At 38.8% G+C, this 20142-nt stretch carries 21 protein-coding genes; 6 read left to right on the forward strand and 15 right to left on the reverse strand.

Annotation, left to right across the window (positions count from 1 at the left end):
* Nucleotides 1-143: 143 nt before the first annotated feature.
* Nucleotides 144-2573: an outer membrane beta-barrel family protein gene (locus LK994_RS07310; protein WP_229762239.1), complete on the forward strand. Its 2430-nt coding sequence runs from the start codon at nt 144-146 to the stop codon at nt 2571-2573.
* A 36-nt stretch (nt 2574-2609) separates the two neighbouring features.
* Here the strand turns inward: LK994_RS07310 and LK994_RS07315 are convergent, their stop codons facing one another.
* The 6 genes from LK994_RS07315 to LK994_RS07340 all read right to left on the reverse strand — a co-directional run bounded on the left by LK994_RS07315 (nt 2610) and on the right by LK994_RS07340 (nt 7231).
* Entirely contained in the window at nt 2610-2831 is a 222-nt protein-coding gene (locus LK994_RS07315; RefSeq protein ID WP_229762240.1) for a ferredoxin, read from the reverse strand.
* 3 nt (nt 2832-2834) lie between these two features.
* Nucleotides 2835-4073 (reverse strand): peptidase U32 family protein, encoded by a 1239-nt coding sequence (locus LK994_RS07320; protein ID WP_229762241.1) that lies wholly within the window; start codon nt 4071-4073, stop codon nt 2835-2837.
* Nucleotides 4074-4226: 153 nt separating this feature from the next.
* Nucleotides 4227-5471, reverse strand: coding sequence for an outer membrane protein assembly factor BamB family protein (locus LK994_RS07325; RefSeq protein WP_229762242.1), 1245 nt, complete (start codon nt 5469-5471; stop codon nt 4227-4229).
* A gap of 326 nt (nt 5472-5797) precedes the next feature.
* Nucleotides 5798-6301, reverse strand: coding sequence for a hypothetical protein (locus tag LK994_RS07330; RefSeq protein ID WP_229762243.1), 504 nt, complete (start codon nt 6299-6301; stop codon nt 5798-5800).
* Nucleotides 6302-6573: 272 nt separating this feature from the next.
* Nucleotides 6574-6930 carry a hypothetical protein gene (locus LK994_RS07335; RefSeq protein ID WP_229762244.1) on the reverse strand — a complete coding sequence of 119 codons (357 nt, stop codon included), beginning with the start codon at nt 6928-6930 and terminating at the stop codon, nt 6574-6576.
* 1 nt (nt 6931) lies between these two features.
* Nucleotides 6932-7231: a hypothetical protein gene (locus LK994_RS07340; RefSeq protein ID WP_229762245.1), complete on the reverse strand. Its 300-nt coding sequence runs from the start codon at nt 7229-7231 to the stop codon at nt 6932-6934.
* Between the two features lie 520 nt (nt 7232-7751).
* Here LK994_RS07340 and rpsF point away from each other — a divergent pair.
* From rpsF to LK994_RS07365, 5 genes are all read left to right on the forward strand, one after another.
* Nucleotides 7752-8105 (forward strand): 30S ribosomal protein S6, encoded by a 354-nt coding sequence (gene rpsF, locus LK994_RS07345; RefSeq protein WP_229762246.1) that lies wholly within the window; start codon nt 7752-7754, stop codon nt 8103-8105.
* Nucleotides 8106-8107: 2 nt separating this feature from the next.
* Nucleotides 8108-8371: a 30S ribosomal protein S18 gene (rpsR, locus tag LK994_RS07350; protein ID WP_262907911.1), complete on the forward strand. Its 264-nt coding sequence runs from the start codon at nt 8108-8110 to the stop codon at nt 8369-8371.
* Nucleotides 8372-8445: 74 nt separating this feature from the next.
* Nucleotides 8446-8892 carry a 50S ribosomal protein L9 gene (gene rplI, locus LK994_RS07355; RefSeq protein WP_229762247.1) on the forward strand — a complete coding sequence of 149 codons (447 nt, stop codon included), beginning with the start codon at nt 8446-8448 and terminating at the stop codon, nt 8890-8892.
* Between the two features lie 138 nt (nt 8893-9030).
* Nucleotides 9031-10641 carry a L,D-transpeptidase family protein gene (locus LK994_RS07360; RefSeq protein ID WP_229762248.1) on the forward strand — a complete coding sequence of 537 codons (1611 nt, stop codon included), beginning with the start codon at nt 9031-9033 and terminating at the stop codon, nt 10639-10641.
* Between the two features lie 170 nt (nt 10642-10811).
* A complete protein-coding gene (locus tag LK994_RS07365) occupies nt 10812-11225 on the forward strand; it encodes an RNA recognition motif domain-containing protein (protein WP_229762249.1) in 414 nt (137 codons plus the stop codon).
* Between the two features lie 74 nt (nt 11226-11299).
* On the opposite strand, the gene LK994_RS07370 is transcribed toward LK994_RS07365, so the two are convergent.
* The 9 genes from LK994_RS07370 to LK994_RS07410 form a co-directional block, all read right to left on the reverse strand.
* Nucleotides 11300-11716 carry an OB-fold putative lipoprotein gene (locus tag LK994_RS07370; protein ID WP_229762250.1) on the reverse strand — a complete coding sequence of 139 codons (417 nt, stop codon included), beginning with the start codon at nt 11714-11716 and terminating at the stop codon, nt 11300-11302.
* 28 nt (nt 11717-11744) lie between these two features.
* Nucleotides 11745-12641 (reverse strand): DUF5777 family beta-barrel protein, encoded by an 897-nt coding sequence (locus LK994_RS07375; protein ID WP_229762251.1) that lies wholly within the window; start codon nt 12639-12641, stop codon nt 11745-11747.
* A 49-nt stretch (nt 12642-12690) separates the two neighbouring features.
* On the reverse strand, nt 12691-13227 hold the full coding sequence (locus tag LK994_RS07380; protein ID WP_229762252.1) for a YceI family protein: 537 nt from the start codon (nt 13225-13227) through the stop codon (nt 12691-12693).
* Nucleotides 13228-13236: 9 nt separating this feature from the next.
* Nucleotides 13237-13617 (reverse strand): c-type cytochrome, encoded by a 381-nt coding sequence (locus LK994_RS07385; RefSeq protein ID WP_229762253.1) that lies wholly within the window; start codon nt 13615-13617, stop codon nt 13237-13239.
* Nucleotides 13618-13636: 19 nt separating this feature from the next.
* Complete coding sequence (locus LK994_RS07390; protein WP_229762254.1) at nt 13637-14452, reverse strand: choice-of-anchor V domain-containing protein; 816 nt, start codon at nt 14450-14452, stop codon at nt 13637-13639.
* A gap of 356 nt (nt 14453-14808) precedes the next feature.
* On the reverse strand, nt 14809-15684 hold the full coding sequence (gene sucD / locus LK994_RS07395) for a succinate--CoA ligase subunit alpha (protein WP_229762255.1): 876 nt from the start codon (nt 15682-15684) through the stop codon (nt 14809-14811).
* 196 nt (nt 15685-15880) lie between these two features.
* On the reverse strand, nt 15881-16690 hold the full coding sequence (locus LK994_RS07400; RefSeq protein ID WP_229762256.1) for an ABC transporter ATP-binding protein: 810 nt from the start codon (nt 16688-16690) through the stop codon (nt 15881-15883).
* Between the two features lie 118 nt (nt 16691-16808).
* Entirely contained in the window at nt 16809-17546 is a 738-nt protein-coding gene (locus tag LK994_RS07405) for an MlaE family ABC transporter permease (RefSeq protein WP_229762257.1), read from the reverse strand.
* Between the two features lie 171 nt (nt 17547-17717).
* On the reverse strand, nt 17718-20060 hold the full coding sequence (locus LK994_RS07410; protein WP_229762258.1) for an NADP-dependent malic enzyme: 2343 nt from the start codon (nt 20058-20060) through the stop codon (nt 17718-17720).
* Nucleotides 20061-20142 lie beyond the last annotated feature (82 nt).

Consider the following 20142-nt stretch of genomic DNA (forward strand, 5'->3'; position numbering starts at 1 on the left):
TAAAATTAAATTAGTTGTTTGCCTCACTGAAATTTATGTTGAACGGCTCGTTGGCATGCTTAAGCGGAATAAAACAGATGGAAAATAAACCTTATATTTATTCTTTTTCAAATTAGCTCCCGTCGTTAACCAACCTTACTATCATGACCAAAAGTTATAAGCTTTTTATTGCCCTCTTGTTTTTACTGAATCTGACAATGCTGAACTTGCATGCCCAGGTAAAAATTTATGGAGTAGTTACAAGCAATACTGACAAGCCACTTCAAGGTGTCAATGTTTTATTATTGAACAAAACAGATTCTGTCTTAGTGAAGGGAACTATAGCTGCATCAAACGGTACTTTTAATTTTGAAAATATAAATGCCGGCAGATATATAATTTCAGCATCTTTCAATGGATATACAAGCTATTATAGCAATGAAGTGATTGTTGCAAAAGAAGATGTAAATATTGGAGTGATAAAATTAAAAGGGGAAGAAAAATTATTGTCTGATGTTACAGTGGTGGCACGTAAACCAATGTTTGAACAAAAGATAGACAGGATGGTCATCAATGTAAAGAACAGCATTACCTCTGCAGGCGGCACAGCATTGGAAGTATTGGAAAAATCACCGGGTGTGGTGGTTAACAGGCAAAGTAATTCTATCGGATTGAACGGGAAAAGTGGTGTAGTGGTAATGATCAATGGAAAGATATCCAGAATGTCTTCTGATGCTTTGGTGCAAATGCTTTCGGGTATGAATGCATCTAATATTGACCGAATAGAATTAATAACCACACCGCCGGCTAATTTTGATGCAGAAGGCAATGCAGGCTTTATCAATATCATTTTACTTTCAAATCCAAACAAAGGATTGAATGGTTCTTTTTCTTCTACTATCGGTTATGGGAAAGGCTATACTACGGCAGGCTCGGTCAACTTTAATTATCGCAATAAAAAAATAAATCTCTTTGGTGATTACTCTTTTAACTGGAACAACCAGGAGCAGGATTTCAGGTTTTTCAGAAGTTATATCAATGAAGGAGTGGTAACAGATAATTATACTGTATCACTTCGGCATCCGAAAGAAGGAGGACAGAATGCAAGGCTGGGGATCGATATTCAGGTAACACCTAAAACGGTGATAGGTGCATTGGTTTCCGGCTACAATACAAAATGGCAAATGAATGCAGATAATTCGTTGGCTACTTCAAAAAATAATATTCCTGATACCAATATTACTGTGCTTAATCATGAATTGAATCAGTGGAAACATATCATGGGGAATATTAATTTCTCACATACCTTCAAAGAAGGAGAGGTTATTACTGCAGACCTTGATTATTTGTATTACAAGGATAATAACCCCAATGATTACGATAATAAATATTTTAACAGCGCCGGCACCTTATTGAGTGAGGAGCAAACAAGAAGCGGCAAACTTACCCCATTGAGTTTTTGGGTAGGTAAGATCGATTATACAAAAAAGCTCGGCAAAAAAGTGAACCTGGAGGCAGGGGCTAAATTGGCATTGTCGAAATTTTCTAATAGTGTATCGGTGGAAAACGGAGGCGCCGGCAATTGGGTGAAAGATCCTGAACTAACGGCAGATTATAAATTGAAAGAAAATATAGGAGCGTTGTATACTTCACTGAGTATTGAAGCTTCTGCCAAAACAAGCTTAAAACTGGGGTTGCGGTACGAGCAAACTGCATCCAACCTGGGTAGCAATACGCAACAAAATATTGTGGATAGAAAATACGGACGGTTATTCCCCAGCATTTATATCAATCAAAAACTGGATGATAAAAACGCTGTCAATGTATCTTACAGCCGCCGTATCACCAGGCCAACATTCAATGATATGGCACCTTTTGTGATCTTTATGGATCCTTATACATTCTTCTCGGGCAACAGTGCATTGCAACCTGCATTCTCTGATATTTATAAAGCTGATTACATGTATAAGAGTTTTGTGTTGTCTGTTTCTTATACAAAAGAAGATGGGTCGATCGCAAATTTTCAGCCGAAATTATCAAAAGATAATAAGCAGATATATACTTCTGAAAACCTGGATAATATAAAAACGGTCAACATCAGTTTAAGTATTCCTGTTACCGTTACTAAGTGGTGGACCATGCAAAACAATATACAGGGAAACTGGCAACAGATAAATACTATTTATAAGAATGGCCCTTTTAGTATTGAACAGAAAAATTATAGTTTGAATAGTTCACAAAGTTTTACGTTACCCAATAAATATAGTGTTGAATTGTCCGGGTTCTATTTGTCTAAATATTTATATGGGGCAGCTGTTAGTAAAAGTTTTAAGATGGTAGATGTTGGGATACAAAAAAAGTTTGGTGCAAATAATAATAAACTTCGCTTCGCCATTTCCGACGTCTTTAATGGAGGAGCATGGAGAGCTATCACCGATATACCCGCCGAAAATATTTATGTAGATTATAAATTACGTTTTGGTTACCGTACGTTTAAACTCACCTATACGCAAAGCTTTGGTAATAAAAAGCTAAACGCCAATCGTAGCCATAACTCGGCTTCGGATGAAGAGCAAAACAGGATGAGAAAATAATTGGTGGTGTATAGTGGCTATCGGAAAATGTATCTACTATATTACCTTAATAATGTTCACCGGGCAATCCTGTGCAATGGTACGTGTGAGTGCTGCAGCAAACTCCGGTATCTGCAGAATGTAGATGCCTTTTTTTTCGACAGCGTTTAATAATGTGGCTTTACCATCTTTTTTAGAAAGCCTCCAGTAGTCCGGTTGCTTTTCATAGCAGATGTTGCAGCCAATGCACTTATGACGGTAATGGATAATTTTAGGCATCGGTTACAAAACTATTTTATACAATTTATCCTTTGCTGTTACTTTTGTTGCAAAAGGAAAAGTGATCTTATCTCCCCTGCCTGCTTCTTCAGCAATCTCTCCATTCACATACAGTTGTTCTCTTGTTTCTTTTACCATGCCACATGCAGGACCGGTAACCATAATGGTATCACCTTTTTTTAGTGAGCCGCTTTCTATCGTAAATTCTCCTACTTGCTTTTTAGGATAATAATTGCTGCCTTTACCCAGGTAAATTTTCTTTTCTGTGGCGGCGCTGCCGGGGCTCTCTGTCCATTCTCCCAACTTACGACCAAGGTAGTAACCTTCCCAGAAACCACGATTGTACACTTTTGTCAATTCAGTTTTCCAGCCTTCAATTTTTTCCTGTGTATAAGTGCCGTTGATAACAGCTTCGGCGGCTTCACGATAGCATTTGGTGGTGGTGTAAACATAATCGGGGCCTTTACTTCTGCCTTCAATTTTTAATACAGTAACACCGGCGTTAATTACCTGGTCTAAAATATCGATGGTGCAAAGATCTTTCGGCGACATAATGTATTCGTTGTCTATCTCCAGTTCTATTCCTGTTTCAAGATCGGTTACTTTATAAGGCCTGCGGCAGTTTTGAGTGCAGGCGCCGCGGTTGGCTGATGAGTTTTGTGTATGCAGGCTCATAAAACATTTACCCGAAACAGCCATACACAAAGCACCATGTACAAATATTTCTATTTGCAAAGGTTTGCCGGAAATACCCCGTATATCTTTTCGGGTGATCTCTGCCGTTATATCGCTTACCTGTTTCAACGTAAGTTCTCTTGCCAGCACCACTACATCGGAGAGAGGAGCAAAGAATTTCACCGCTTCTATATTGCTTACATTGGCTTGTGTACTGATGTGCAGGGGTATCTGCATTTGCCGACACATTTCTATAACAGCAAAGTCGGCAGCGATAGCGGCATCAATACCTGCAGCTTTCACTTCTGTAAGTATGGTACGCAACAGTTGCAGGTCATGCTGATACATCACGGTATTGAGCGTTATATATGCTTTGATATGATGTGCCTTGCATTTTTCCGCAATGGTCTGTATATCTGCAATGGTAATAGGATCGCTCGATTTAGTACGCATGTTCAGTTGCTCTACGCCAAAGTAAATGGCATCGGCTCCGGCATTGATAGCTGCCTGTAAAGATTCAAAAGATCCTACGGGAGCAAGGATCTCAGGGGTTGAGTTGTTTTTCACGTTGATTCGATAAGGGTACAAAGGTATTATTTATTGAGGATTGGCAGAGAATGAAGTGGCAGGAGGGGCTTCAATTTTACAAGCTGTCAGGCAGAGCTTGTTAAAGCCGGGTTAGTATTATTTCTCCCTTTACATTATGTCTTTGTTCATCTTCTACTTTGTTCTTTTCAGCGCATACATATTACCATCAAGAGAGGTAAATATGATCTGATCATCAGTGATTGCAGGAGTAGAAAAGATACCTCCAAGTGTTATGTACATACTCAGGAAATCTTCATTTTTTTTGATGACAGTACCGAAAATATTTTCTTTGAGTTCATCTCTATCGGTGAAGAATGTTGACCTGTTTTTTTTATAGCCGGGGGTGGAAAAGGACCATTCAATATTGCCGGTTTTTTCATCTAAAGCAAAAAGCTTACCCATTAATGTGCCGAAGTAAAGCATGGAACGGGTGAAAGAGGTTGACCCGAAGATATTGAACTTAACATTCGTCTTCCATTTTGACAAACCTGTAGCCGGATCTATAGCATGCATTTCGTAGTCGTCGGAAGTGCCGACGAATACTACTGAGTTGTTGAATGCTGGCGACCCCATAGCCCAACCCTTCGGGAATTTTCTGTTCCATTCACAATAACCGCCTGTTTTGTTGATGCCATACAAATTATAATCGCGGCTGCCTACAACAATCACATCATTCACTACCAGGGGTGTGCCCTGCATTTCGCCTTTGGGAAAATACTTGTATCCAACTGATTTGAATTTCCATGCAAGGTCTCCTGTTTTTTTATTTACTGCATAAAAAAAGCCATCGAATGATCCAACATATAAGAAGTTACTATCCAGCGCAGGCGTTGCATGAACAACCGCTCCTGTAGCATATTTCCAAACCAATGAGCCATTGTTTGCATTCAGTGCATAAATGCTGCCATCGCCTGAACCAAAATACAGCAGCCCATCATTATAAACCGGCGAAGATTGTACATAGTCGGCAAAGCTATACAACTCATATTGTTTCTCACCTGCTGTAGCAAATTTCCACTTAACAGATCCGGAGTGCCGGTTTACACAATAGCATAACCCATCGCCACTTAAGAAATAGACATCATCGCCGCTAATGCAGGCGGTTGATCTTATTTCTCCGCCCGTTTTCAATTTCCATTTTATCGTTCCCTTAGCGGTATTCAGCGCATACATATTGCTGTCGCAACTACCAAAAAAAACAATACCATCGCTTACTTGCGGCGAACTGTAAATGGGTTTGCCTGTGGCGAATGTCCAGTTAAGTACCGGCTTAGAAGTGAAATCGGCAATACCTTTTTCTGTTTTGGGTTGACTATAAAGCGGAGTAAAAAAGATCGAATTAATAAAGATGAGTAAGAGAGCGTATCTGGTGTACATATCTATTAATTTAATGCTGCTAAATTAATTATATGGTTGTAGTGTGTGGTACCGCTTAAATAATATTTTGACGTTACGATCGATCTTTTCTGATTAACATCTATAATAGGTGCAGGATGAAGTCCTGCACCTATACATTACTAAATTAATGACTAAAGTGATGATACTTTAGTAACTCCCCGGCCGCAGGAAAGAGTCTTGCGCCTACCGGAGACGCTTCCATATAATGTAGATTTCTTGCTTTGGGTTGTGGGAGGCTTTCTACCTAATGTAGATTTGTTGCTTTGTGTTGTGGGAAGCTTTCTACCTGATGTAGATATGTTGCTTTAAGTTCTGGGAAACTTTCTACCTAATGTAGATGCGTTGCTTTGGGTTGTGGGAAGCTTTCTACCTGATGTAGATTTGTTGCTTTGGGTTGTGGGAAGCTTTCTACCTAATGTAGATTTGTTGCTTTGGGTTGTGGGAAGCTTTCTACCTAATGTAGATTTGTTGCTTTGAGTTGTGGGAAGCTTTCTACCTAATGTAGATATGTTGCTTTGTGTTGTGGGAGGCTTTCCGCTATAAGCGGATGTGTTGCTTTGGGTTGTGGGAAGCTTTCCGCTATAGGCGGATGAGTTGCTTTGAGTTGTGGGAAGCTTTCCGCAATAGGCGGATGTGTTGCTTTGGGTTGTGGGAAGCTTTCCGCTATAAGCGGATGTGTTGCTTTGAGTTGTGGGAAGGTTTCCGCTATAAGCGGATGTGTTGCTTTGGGTTGTGGGAAGCTTTCCGCTATAGGCAGATGTGCTGTTTTGGGTTACAGGAAGCTTTCCGAGACCCAAGGTAAGTGTCATCACTGATCGACGATGAGTGGGGGAGTACCAAACAAGGTTAAAGCCCCGCCGGGATGGAATTTATTATGATCTTTTTTAGATGTATTTACTTCGGTTGTTGGTAAAAAACACCAACAACGGCAGGAAGGAGATTGAATTTCTATTATTGTGACAGCTTTAGTTATAGGCCGCAACGTCCCTACCCACGCACAATGCTTGAAGAGGAGACGTTGCTGGTAAGAAAGAGCAACTTTTATTTGGTTTTTTACACAGTTCATGTTGTGCGGTCGTTTTTAGTCTCGTAATTCTGTTTCCCATTTTAATTGTCCATTTTTTTTATTACAAATTCCAATTGAACCCATTCCATAGTCGTAGCCTAAATAGTAAATAATTTGTTTGTTCTTAATGAAGTCAGCTAATTCGTTGGAAGTGTCAACCATTTTTGAGAACAAAGATTTGATGTCATTTAGTTCAGTCAATGCCGATTGTCGTGTTACATTCTCTAAAAGAATATTGTTTGTCCAACCTGAAACAGAAAAATTTGTTTTGTCTCTGCAACCAAAGGTTAAGTCTCCAACTTTCAATGAATGTCCGTCAGCAAGTAAAATAAGGGCATTGTTAATTCTGTGTTTTAATTCTTCTGTGTCCATTTTAATCAATTGTCACGTTCCCAATAATTATAAAGTCAAAGTCGTCTGAATTTTCTTTGATGAGTCCACCATTTACTGTTACTGAATAATTTTGGGTCAACGGTTTAAATGTTTCGTCTTTAAAACGTGGTGTCAATTCAATTATGTCGCTTGAAAACGTTTTACCCTTTATAATCTTTGTCAATTTAATTTTTAGCTTTTGTCCACCACGGTCAGAAAGAATTGTCCCAAATAAATTCCCATAGTCCCATTCAAATGGTTCTGCTACAACAATTCTTACAGTCTGTCCTTGTAAACTCATTTATGTGTAGGATGTCATTTTAAAATGCCGCATAACTCAAATATATACGCAAGATTTGAAATACGCAAACTTTTAAACCATTAATTATCAGTTAGTTATTGTTTTATAAATCCGCGTTTTTTGTATTGTCAGTTTAATTGACAATATAAAAAACGCAAGTTTATTTCTTCAAAAGCCAGTGCCCAATAGGTTGTATAACCTTTGCTTATTAGGTTACCATGTCTGTCTGGTATAGTATAAAACGGATGGGCGAACTATTTAAATAGTTGATTTATAGACAGTTGCCCATTGCTCATTGCTCATTGCCCATTGCCTATTGCTCATTGCCTATTGCTCATTGCCTATTGCTCATTGCCTATTGCTCATTGCCCATTGCCCATTGCCCATTGCCCATTGCCCACAGCCCCCCAAAAATTATCCATTATCAGCTTTCAATTATCAATTAAATGCCTTACCTTCGCAGCCCCAAATCCACTAAGGAGGCGGGATAAACAATTTTTTAACACACAAAACAAGGGAAATGAACAATTACGAATTGATGGTGATTTTTACCCCTGTGCTTTCTGAAGAGGAGTTTAAAGCTGCTCAAAAGAAATTTGCTGCTATCGTTACAGACAACGGTGGTGAAGTAGTGCACAGTAACCCATGGGGACTGAAATCACTGGCCTATCCCATTGCCAAAAAAACCACCGGTTTATATTGGGTAATGGAGTATAAAGCGCCATCCGACTTCAATGAAAAGTTGAAAACTCAACTTTTACGTGACGAATCAGTTATGCGTCACATGTACACTGTACTCGATAAATACGCCGTCGATTACAACAACAAAAAGAGAAGTGGCGGTAAATTTACTAACGAAAAAACGGAAGCATAACCATGGCAAAGAATGAGATAAAATATCTTACAGCTATTAAAGCTGAAAAGCGTCCAAAAAAATATTGTCGCTTTAAGAAAATGGGTATCCGTTATATCGATTATAAAGATGCCGATTTCTTGAAAAAATTCTTAAACGAACAAGGTAAATTATTGCCACGTCGTCTTACAGGAAACTCTTTGAAGTTTCAACGTAAAGTGAGTGATGCAGTGAAAAAAGCCCGTCAAATGGCTATTTTACCTTACGTTACAGATCTTTTAAAATAAACAATTTCAATCACCACCCTAACCTTTCAGTAGGGAAAGCAGCGGTTAACGCAGTTGGGTAAAAATGCAAAATCATGCAGGTAATATTAATACAAGATGTAAATAACCTAGGCGGTATCAATGAATTGGTAACCGTAAAAAATGGTTACGGTCGTAACTTTTTAATTCCTAAAAAATTCGCTGTAGAAGCTAGTCCTTCTAACGTGAAAATGATGGAAGAAAAAAAGAAGCAACAAGCTAAGAAAGAAGCTAAATTATTGGCTGAGATCAACAGCGTTATTGCTACTTTACAAGCCGGTCCGTTAAAGATCGGTGCTAAAACCGGTACCAGTGGTAAGATCTTCGGTAGCGTAACTTCAGTTCAGATTGCTCGTGCGATCAGAGAACAAAAAGGATACGAGATCGATCGTCGCAGAATTACCATCTTAGACGAGGTTAAAGAATTAGGAAGCTTTAAAGCTAAGATCGATTTCAGTAACGGTAACGAAACTGAAGTTGAATTTGAAGTAGTAGCTGAGTAATTTCTTGCAAATACTTTTTATAGAACGCCCCGAATTTTCGGGGCGTTTTTATTTGGGCATACTGATGGAAGTCATCTAAAATGGAACGTGTAAATAGTAGCTTTGGATGGTATTCGTTACCGGAATAAAAATCCTGCTATGCGATATAAAATATTTTTAGGATGTGCCCTTATTTGTATGTCATTTATTTTGGGTGATTGTCATGCCGATAATTCTGCCCGTCTCCAAACCAACAAAGATTCTTTATTAGATACCTATCGAAAAGATATTACTATACCCGGTGGTTTTACGGCATCTGCCAATATCACTTTCGACAGCAATGCGGTGATATTATTCATAGATAGTTTTCCGGCGTTTAAAAATATTCGTAGTGATCTTACAAAGTTTTATCAGCGCAGAAATTTTTCTTATGCCTGGTTTGATGGAAAAGGTTTGATAGAACAGGCGGATAATTTACTGAACAAGATCAGGAATATGAATGAAGATGGTGTAACTGCTGCACCGCCTTATGCCGACAGGCTGGAGGCATTGTTAGAAAACAGTAATGCAATAAAACCCACTGCTACACTGGAATTGATGCTGACCGCTCAATATCTTACCTATGCAAAAAACGTATGGGCGGGCATGAGTGAAGAACAAAGCCTGGCATTGAAATGGTTTTTGCCCAGAAGAAAAGTATCGTATCAACAACTGCTGGATTCATTGCTTGCAGGAAAAAATATTTTAGATAATACACCTTTATACAGGCAATACGATCTGCTTAAAAAGCAATTAAAAATTTATACGGATATAAAAAACAAAGGAGGGTGGCCTGTAGTATCAGCAACGAAGAAAAGTTATAAGCAGGGAGATGCTGCTTTGGAAATTGTTGCAATCAGAAAATGTCTTTTTTTAATGGGTGATGTGGCCACTGATAATGGCAGTGCAATTTTTGATGCTGCATTAACCGCCGGCGTTAAAAAAATGCAGCATCGGTTTGGCTATAAAGAGGATGGAATTGTGGGAACGAAATTAATTGCTGAACTGAATTATCCTATTGAAAAAAGAATAGAGCAGATAATGGTGAACATGGAAAGATGCAGATGGCTGCCGGAAAAAATAGGTAAGAATTATTTCATGATCAATATTCCGGAATTCAAATTGCATATTTATGAAAATGATTCTTTGGCCTGGAGCATGAATGTAGTGGTTGGAAAATCGCAGCACCAAACGGTGGTATTTAACGGAGAGTTGAAGTATATTGTTTTTAGTCCTTACTGGAATGTGCCGTCAAGTATTTTGCATAACGAGCTATTACCGGCTATGCGGCGCAGCAGGCATTACCTGGCAAGACATAATATGGAATGGAATGGTGGTAGTGTTCGCCAACGGCCCGGTCCGGATAATGCACTGGGGCTGGTAAAGTTCTTATTTCCCAATAGTCATAATATTTATATGCATGATACCCCTGCCAAATCTTTGTTCAATGAAGATAAAAGGGCTTTCAGTCATGGATGTATACGGTTGGCGGAAGCAAGGCGACTGGCGCTTTACCTGTTAAAAGACGATCCCGAATGGGATGATATTAAAATAGATTCAGCTATGAACAGCCGTGTGGAGCAATTTGTTACGTTAAAAAACCGGATACCTGTCTATATTACCTATTTTACCGCATGGGTAAATGATGCCGGGGAGCTGTGTTTCAGGAATGATATTTATCAAAGAGATGGCAGATTGGCAGCAATGTTGCTCGAAAAAGCAGCTTTATGATTTTTTGTGGAAAAACATTGTTTTTTTAAATAAAACCCTACATTTGTATAGCTCTAATGGTTTTAGTATTTCGAATTTGGCTGACAGAACGCTTAAAAAAGTAGGATTCAGTTCATTGTAGTTCACTAAGTCATTAAGTTTTTTATTTAATATTTTAAACAGTTTTTACAATGAACATTTATGTAGGAAATCTTAGTTGGTCTATGACTGATGACGATTTATTGAACCTCTTTACTCAATTCGGCAGCGTTACAAGTGCTAAAATTTTGAAAGACAAAATGAACGGCCGTTCAAAAGGTTTTGGTTTTGTTGAAATGGAAGATGATGAAGCAGCTAAAACTGCTATCTCTAACTTAAACGAAACTGAAGTTCAAGGTCGTAAATTAATCGTTAACGAATCTCAACCACGTCCTGAAGGATCAGGTGGCGGCGGTGGATTCAAAAAACGCAGCTTTGGCGGCGGCGGCGGTGGCAGCAGAGGCGGTTACGGCGGCGGCGGTGGTAACAGAAGCGGCGGCGGCTACGGTGGTGGCGGCGGCAGAAGCGGCGGTTACGGCGGCGGCGGAAGAGACAGAGATTATTAATCAATTCTTTTTCTATAAAAAAGATCCTTCACTTTTGTGAAGGATTTTTTTATGTCTGTACGTTGAGATTTTTTTTATTTGCTATCAATAATAATAGCATCAATGATAACCACATCCATCAGGTAGCCGGTGCAAATACCCTTAAGTGTAACAGTGGCGCCGGTTGTAGCCGTGGTGTTGTTGTTTTGCAGGGTGCAAATTACATTTGACATATTATCTGCTCCATTAAGTGTGAGCACCATTTTCCCATTCTGATTTTTCTTTACATCACCAACAATGCCTGTTACCTGAATAATTTTATTCAGATATTTTTTATTGGCACTATCCTCATTGTTTTGAAATTCTTTTACAATATCAGCAGCATTGATACCGATATATTTTTCAACGGTGATATCCCGTTTGTAATGCGTAGGACGGTAAAAAATAAAATACCAGATACCTGCTACTGCTACAACTGCTATAATAAGTATTGCGCTGATGACCTTTTTCATTGTGTAGTTTTTAGTGTAACTAAAATAGTTAACTATTTTTCTTTTTTATATTAAAGATCCTGGATACGTTAAATCCGAAATGAATATCTCCGTTGTCCCACTTACCCGTGGTTTGATGAATAAATGATGGGGCTGTCATACCGGTTGAGTTGGTGAGATGCAGTTGAAAAACATGTCCGCCGGTTTCAATATCTACCCCCAGCGCTAATGAATTGGTATAGCCTGAAAAATTATTCGTTTGGTAATAATATTCTGCGTTTACACTTACCCGATGCGATACTTTCTGTCTTACCCCCATGCCGATAGAAAACAGATTGTTGGGGTCATCTAATCCCGGAACCATATTGAAATGCACAAATGTTGGCATTACTTGTAATGAAAAATTTTCACTGAATTTCCTGGCAATGATCAATTGAGCAGTGTAGGCCATCCTGTCGCTTACTGTTTTTTTATACACAGAATCTGTTTGCTTGCCGGTTCTGAGCGTAGCAGCGGTCATTAAGGTTACTGATATTGGCATGGATATCTTGCCGGTACTTTGCCGGAGCAATTTATATTTAGCAAAAGTTTCCAGTTGCTTTAAGTAACTGCTTCGGCTGAAGCCGATCATTAATCTGTCGGTTAGTCCAAAATCAAATCCAATATAGGTTATGGCATTATCCAAACCAAAGAGATCATTTACACCCTGATTTAAATACCCGAACCGATGGTGAATACGAAAGTCCATTAAGCCCCTGCCAACTGTTTCTATAGAATGCCCATTGATCAATCTTGAATTTTTAAAAGTGGCAATGGTGTATACGGTTTTATTTTTCAGGTCATTTTCGGCTTCTTTTTTAGCTGAATTAAAGATGTCTTCTTCCTGCCCGAAGCCGGCCAATGAGGAGGTTATAAATAGAATGAAACAAATGATGGAACGATTCATTATAGGTTAGTTTAGGCTTGTCAATATAAATTAATAATGTTAAAACAGCTTATTCGTAAATAGCATTGACCGCTATTTTTATGGTCTTTGCAATTTTGCTTCCGATATAATTTCCTTTTATTCCATAATCTTTTACATTAATGGAAAAAGAAGTTTTTGCTGTTATTTTATTTTGCTTGATGTTGATCTCTACCTGCGTTTTGATGTTGTTCTTTACTCCATGAATTTCAAGGGAGCCTTCCACATTTGCAGTATACGTACCATCTTTTGAAAAATTTATATCAGCAAGGTTAGTGATATTTCCCATAAAGATAGCTTTGGGAAATTTATCACTTTCCATATAGTTCTCATTAAAATGCTCCTGCATCAAACTGTTTTCAAAAACAAAACTCCTGATGGCGATCATCATTACCACTTGTCCGTTGGTACTAAGTTTGGAGCTTCCTTCATTATTGGTAGCTTCAATATTTTGTAATGGTGTTGACGAAAAGAAACTGATTTTTGCTGATTTTGTCTGATATACTTTTTGTGAGAAAGATACAACAGTAAGCAGGCAACAACAAAGTATGATGAATATTTTTTTCATGGTATATGTTTAATTATTAGGATATCCGTTATTGATCCATATTCTTATTTTGGCAATATCACAATCAGAAAGTTTTGGCGCATTTTTGGGCATCGGATTGGCTCCCGATGCCTCAGATACATTATCAAAAAGCACGCCATTAGCTGCCCAAAAGCTCAAGCCGGCATAATTATCCAATGCAACACCTCCTCCCAAACTATTGGCAACGCCTGTGGCATGACATGAATTGCAGTTGGCATTGATGATATTGGTTATTGGCCCTGTATATCTTACATCAGAAGAGTCGCAACTTTTGGCGCCATACATCAGAATTTCCTTTTTAGATTCGCAACTGCTATTGATGATCGCAACAATAAAAAAAATGAGTAAAAGCAGGATATTGTTTTTCATGATCTTATAGGTAATGTTATTAGTTAGTAATATTTAAGTCTCCGTTTACGTTCAATTTCTTTCCTGTCTTTACGGTTAGTTTGGCGCCGCCACCTACATGTTGTACCTGTCCTGCATTGAAAAGACATTGGCCGCCTGACAAGGGGTCAATAACTATTTCAACATTTCCTGTAACAGTGGTGGGAGGAATCAAATTGCCACTCCAATTGGAAGCAGTGTTCCAGCTTCCATTTCCCGTAAAAGTATATACAGAAGGAGAGTAGTTTACTGTTGTAGCATCTGCATAAATATAATCGCCGGAACTTGTAGAATTTCCGTTTGCAGCATTGGCTACATAATAAAAAATAATGGTTTGATCATTTGGGCCAGGAGCTGCCGGTGCTGTCCAATGCAGGTTGGTATAGGTGTAAGTAGAGGCCGAAGTGGTTCCTACAGCATCAAAGTGGCTGAGTTCACTGCCATTGATCTGTGCGTTATTATTAGTAGAGGAGAATGTGCCCACAGGTTGATTTGCACTGTTTCTTGCAGCTATCGAGAACCCCCATTTTTTTCTATCTTTTGCACTATGTGTAGCGATAATACTGAAATCGTATTTTGTGCCGGCGGTATAAGTACCTAAGGGTAATCCTTGTGCTACCACCGATCCTCCCGGATTATTAACCGAATTAGTACTGTGACAATCATTACAGTAAAGCTCTGGTGTAGTGCCTGTATATCCTTCGGGAGGTTGGGCTGCATGTAATGGATGATGTGTATTAGGCACAGTTAGGCCAACGGCACTAAATGCAATAATGCAGATCAGTAAAAGACTAACAATTGATACATTTTTTTTCATGAATGGCAGGAATTAAGATTTGATGATACTTTGTGCCGACTCTTTAGTAACAGAAAAGGAGTAGTACACATCAACCATATTTAGGTATCGGCTCATTTTTATGCCGCTAATTACCTTACGCAAAAAAATGTGTTTTCGTTGCCTCGAAACTTCTAAAGTACCCGATTTTTTTTCGGCTGACTGTTATCCTGTGGTTAACGATAGTAGCTGAGCATTTGCTTAAAAGTAAGTAGTTGTGATCTATGTTAACGGTTTGTATTTTTTCTCCACCGAAAATCGGGTAGGGGTGTACGGTATACCAGGTAAATAAAAAGCCCCTCAACATTTGAGGGGCGTAGAAAAAAAAGTATATAAAATTATTTTTTTAGCGCTTCTGCCATAGTCTTTCCGATATCTGCAGGACTTGCTACTACATGGATACCGCATTCTGCCATGATCTTCATTTTAGCAGCTGCTGTATCATCAGCACCACCAACAATAGCACCGGCATGTCCCATACGACGGCCCGGAGGCGCTGTTTGTCCGGCGATAAAGCCTACAACAGGTTTTTTATTTCCGGTAGATTTGATATAGTTAGCTGCATCAGCTTCCATACCACCACCGATTTCACCGATCATTACGATCGCATCTGTATCAGCATCATTCATAAATAATTCAACTGCTTCTTTAGTGGTTGTTCCGATGATTGGATCACCACCAATACCAATAGCTGTAGAAATACCCAACCCAGCTTTTGCCACTTGGTCAGCTGCTTCATAAGTAAGTGTACCACTTTTTGATACGATACCAATTCTTCCTTTTTTGAAAATAAAGCCAGGCATGATACCTACTTTACATTCTTCAGCAGTGATAACACCAGGACAGTTTGGTCCAATCAAACGGGTGGTTCTTCCTTTTAAATAGTTTTTCACTTTAACCATATCCTGAACCGGAATGCCTTCAGTGATACACACCACTAATCCAATACCGGCATCAGCAGCTTCCATAATTGCATCTGCTGCAAATGCAGGAGGTACAAATATGATACTTACATCAGCGCCTGTAGCTGCAACAGCATCAGCAACAGTGTTAAAAACTGGTCTTTCCAAATGAGTGCTTCCACCTTTTCCCGGAGTAACGCCCCCAACTAACTGGGTTCCGTATTCGATCATTTGTGTAGCATGAAAAGTTCCTTCTGTACCGGTAAAACCCTGTACAATTATTTTTGAATTTTTGTTAACTAAAACCGACATGTGCAATCTTGATTTAAAGATGAGAATTGGTGCGCAAAAATAAGGGTAAAATCTTGAGTATAAAAGAGAGAATTTAAGATTAAATGCGGCAACGTTCCCGAGAATCGGGACACATAGAAGGTGAATCAGGCTGATTTTACAGCTGAATAGGGCATACAGCGTAAAAACAGATGCGATCTTGCTTTTGTATGGAATTTTACTTTAATAGGTCGTCCATATTCCTGTCGTCACTGATCTTGCCTTTGGCTTCCAGCATACGCATATCCTTGGCATCATGTAAGAATTCAGAAGCAAATATAAAGTCATTCAGTAGTTCATTCTTAGAGAAAATGATCTCCTGATTATTACCACTCCACTCTTTTTTACCCTGGTACAGGTACAGGATATTTTCCCCTATTTCCATTACACTGTTCATGTCATGGGTATTGATTATGGTGGTCATGTTGAATTCTTTGGTAATATCGTAGATCAACTTATCTATCACCATTGAGGTTTGAGGGTCCAGTCCGGAGTTAGGTTCATCACAAAATAAAAACTTAGGGTTCAATACAATTGCTCTGGCAATACCTACACGTTTTTTCATTCCTCCACTTACTTCAGCAGGATATTTTTTATTGGCATCCACCAGATTTACTCTTGCCAATACCTCATTCACCCTTTTTTGTTTTTCGGCGTAATTCATTGTAGAAAACATATTCAGCGGGAACATTACATTTTCTTCTACGGTCATACTATCAAAAAGTGCAGATCCCTGGAAGAGCATACCAATTTGCTGGCGCAGATCTTTTCTCTCATCATCTGTCATATCAGTAAAACTTACGCCATCGTAAATGATTTCCCCCTTGTCAGGCTCAAATAATCCTACCAAACACTTTTGTAAAACGGTTTTACCGCTTCCGCTGGTACCAATGATCAGATTGCACTTGCCGGTCTCCATAACGTGACTTACATCATTTAGTACCTGCTTTTCGCCAAAACTTTTTTCTATGTTTTTGAATTCGATCATCTTTACCCCAACCCCCTAAAAGGGTTTTCTTTTGTTATGGTTAAAAATTAGTTTAAGTGCCTTCTGTTGAATTTAATAATACTCTTCGTAGTTCTCCCTTTAGAGACGGAGGGGTGTTTTACAACAACAACGCCGCCAAAATATAATCCGCACATAATATCATCACACAACTCACCACCACGCTTTTTGTACTGCTTCTTCCTATTTCCAATGCACCACCCTTTACATGATATCCATAATAAGCAGGAATACTACTGATTATAAAGGCGAATGTATAGGCTTTTGCCAGTGCAAAGACGACATTATATCCCAGGAAATTTTCGAGTAATCCTTTGTCGAAGGTATCAGTAGATAATATTTGTGAAGCAGAACCGGCAAAACGGCCACCCCAGATACCCAATACCATTGAAATAACTACTAATGCAGGAATAGTGATCAAGGCCGCCAAAATCTTTGGCATGATAAGGTAGCTCTTTGTATTGATGCCCATTATTTCCAGTGCATCTATTTGTTCGCTAACTCTCATATTCCCCAATTCACTGGCTATCTTACTGCCAACCACACCGGCTAATACAATACAAACCAACGTGGGAGCAAATTCTAAGATAACGGTATCTCTAACGATCTGAGCAATAGTGGATTTAGGAATAACAGGACTTACCAGCTGATATGCAGTTTGCACAGCACTCACCGCTCCCATAAAAACAGATATGATACTTACAATACCTAATGAACCAATGCCTATTTCAGCGCATTGATGCATAAATTCTTTCCAGTATACCTTCATGTTTTCCGGCCTGGTAAACATGCCCCTGATCATTAAAATATACCGGCCGAAATGAGTGAATACATTCATTTACCTGATTTGGAAATTTGATGATTAATTAATTTTACTAATGACAGCATCTCTGTCTGTTACACCTGCTACAAAGTAACAACCAATATTTTGTTCGGCAGTCACTTTGCAGCTATTTTTCATTTTTCAATATTATACTTATCAAATCATCTAATGATCAAATTGCCAATATTATAATTCATGAGACGTCTTTTTAAAACGTTTCCATCCCTTTTCCTTTTTTATTTCTTCCTGGGTATTTGACTTTCCTTTTATTTGTGCATCCACTACAGCTATCAGTACCATGTTAAAAATTGAACGGATTGAGCTGCCTAATTGTAATACATGCACCGGTTTCTTCAATCCCAATAAGATAGGACCTATAGAATCAGCACCACCAACTTCCTGCAATAAGTTATAAGCGATATTGCCTGCAGCCAGATTAGGGAAGATAAGTGTATTTATTTCGCCGTCTAATAATTCAGAGAACGGATAGTTTTCTTTTAAGATCTCTTTGTTGAATGCAACAATACCTTGTACCTCTCCATCACAAACCAATGTAGGATCTTTTTCTTTTACAATTTCTCTTGCCTTTCTTACTAAAATAGCTTCGGCAGAATCGCTGCTGCCAAAATTAGAGTAAGAGAGCATTGCAATACGTGGTACTACACCAAAGGATTTGATCTCTTTAGCGGTTAATAAAGTGATCTCCGCTAATTCTTCGGCGGTAGGATTGAAATTGATAGTAGTATCCGCCAAAAACAATGGTCCCTTTTTGGTGAACATAATATACATCCCGGCAATTTGACGAACACCGTCTTCTGTACCGATTGTTTGTAAAGCCGGTCGTATGGTATCCGGGTAATTACGGGTGATGCCACTGATCATACAATCAGCATTACCGGTTTCTACCATCATACAACCAAAATAATTTCTATCTCTTAAAAATTTATTGGCTTCATGCCTGTTAACCCCTCTGCGCTGACGTTTAGCAAAAAATAATTCAACAAATTCTTTCCTCAGTTCAACTGTATTTTCTCCCTTAGGGTCAAATATGGGCATGTCATCAATATCAATACCATTTTCTCTCGCAATTTTATTGATCCTTGTTTCATCTCCCAACAAGATCGGATATCCAACACCTTCTTCTTGTACCAGCTGAGCTGCTTTTAATATTTTAATATTTTCGGCGTCAGCAAAAACAACTCTCTTAGGATCTCTTCTGGCTTTGCTGCCAATTGCTCTGCTTAATTGATTATCTAATCCAAGTCGTTTATTTAATTCAACCTCATACGCATCCCAGTCTGTGATTGGTTTTTTAGCCACACCGCTTTCCATTGCCGCTCTTGCTACAGCAGGAGCTACCGTTGATAACAAACGAGGATCAACAGGTTTTGGAATGATATAGGTAGAACCGAATGTAATGGTCTGGTCATTGTAAGCCATGTTTACAATGTCCGGCACAGGTGTTTTGGCTAATTCTGCCAGTGCTTTTACAGCTGCCAGCTTCATTTCTTCATTAATAGTGGTAGCTCTAACGTCGAGGGCACCACGAAAAATGTAAGGGAATCCCAATACATTGTTTACCTGGTTAGGATAATCACTACGGCCGGTAGCCATGATCAGGTCTTTACGGGCTCCGATCGCTTCTTCATATGAAATCTCCGGATCAGGATTTGCCATGGCAAAAATGATAGGATTTTTTGCCATGCTTTTCACCATTTCAGGTGTAAGTATATTGCCTTTACTTAGTCCGATAAAAACATCGGCGTCTTTCATTCCTTCTACAAGGGTAGTGTCTTTAGAATCTGAAATGAATTCTTTTTTCATTTCATCCAGGTCAGTTCTATCTCTGCTGATCAGCCCTTTACTATCATACACTTTTATATTTTCTCTTCTGGCTCCTAAGCTGATATATAATTTAGTACAGGATACAGCTGCCGCACCGGCTCCATTCACCACAAAATGTACTTTTTCTATTTTCTTTTTTTGAATTTCCAATGCATTTAACAAAGCAGCCGCTGAAATAATTGCAGTGCCATGCTGATCATCGTGCATTACAGGGATCTTCAACTGTTCCTTTAGCTTTTGTTCGATATAAAAACATTCCGGTGCTTTTATATCTTCCAGGTTAATGCCGCCAAATGTTGGCTCTAAAGCTTTAACTATCTGAACAAATTTTTCGGGATCGGTCTCATTTATTTCAATATCAAATACATCAATATCTGCGAAGATTTTAAACAATACTCCCTTTCCTTCCATCACGGGTTTACCTGCTTCCGGTCCAATATTTCCCAAACCTAATACGGCAGTTCCGTTACTGATCACACCCACTAAATTTCCTTTGGCGGTGTATTTATAAACATCTTCAACATTGGCAGCAATTTCTAAACATGGAGCAGCTACACCGGGAGAATAAGCAAGAGAAAGATCTCTCTGTGTTTTTGCTTCTTTGGTAGGGATCACTTCGATTTTTCCGGGACGGCCTTTGGAATGATATTCCAAAGCCTGTTGTTTTCTTAACTCTTTTGACATGCTAATTTGTTTTAGTTCTTGGTTTTTACTCTTTAGTCAGAAGTGGATCAACTATAAAAAGAAAGAACAATTTTTAATTTTT

This window comes from Ferruginibacter lapsinanis (genome assembly GCF_020783315.1).
In the GTDB taxonomy this organism is placed as follows: Bacteria; Bacteroidota; Bacteroidia; order Chitinophagales; family Chitinophagaceae; genus Ferruginibacter; species Ferruginibacter lapsinanis.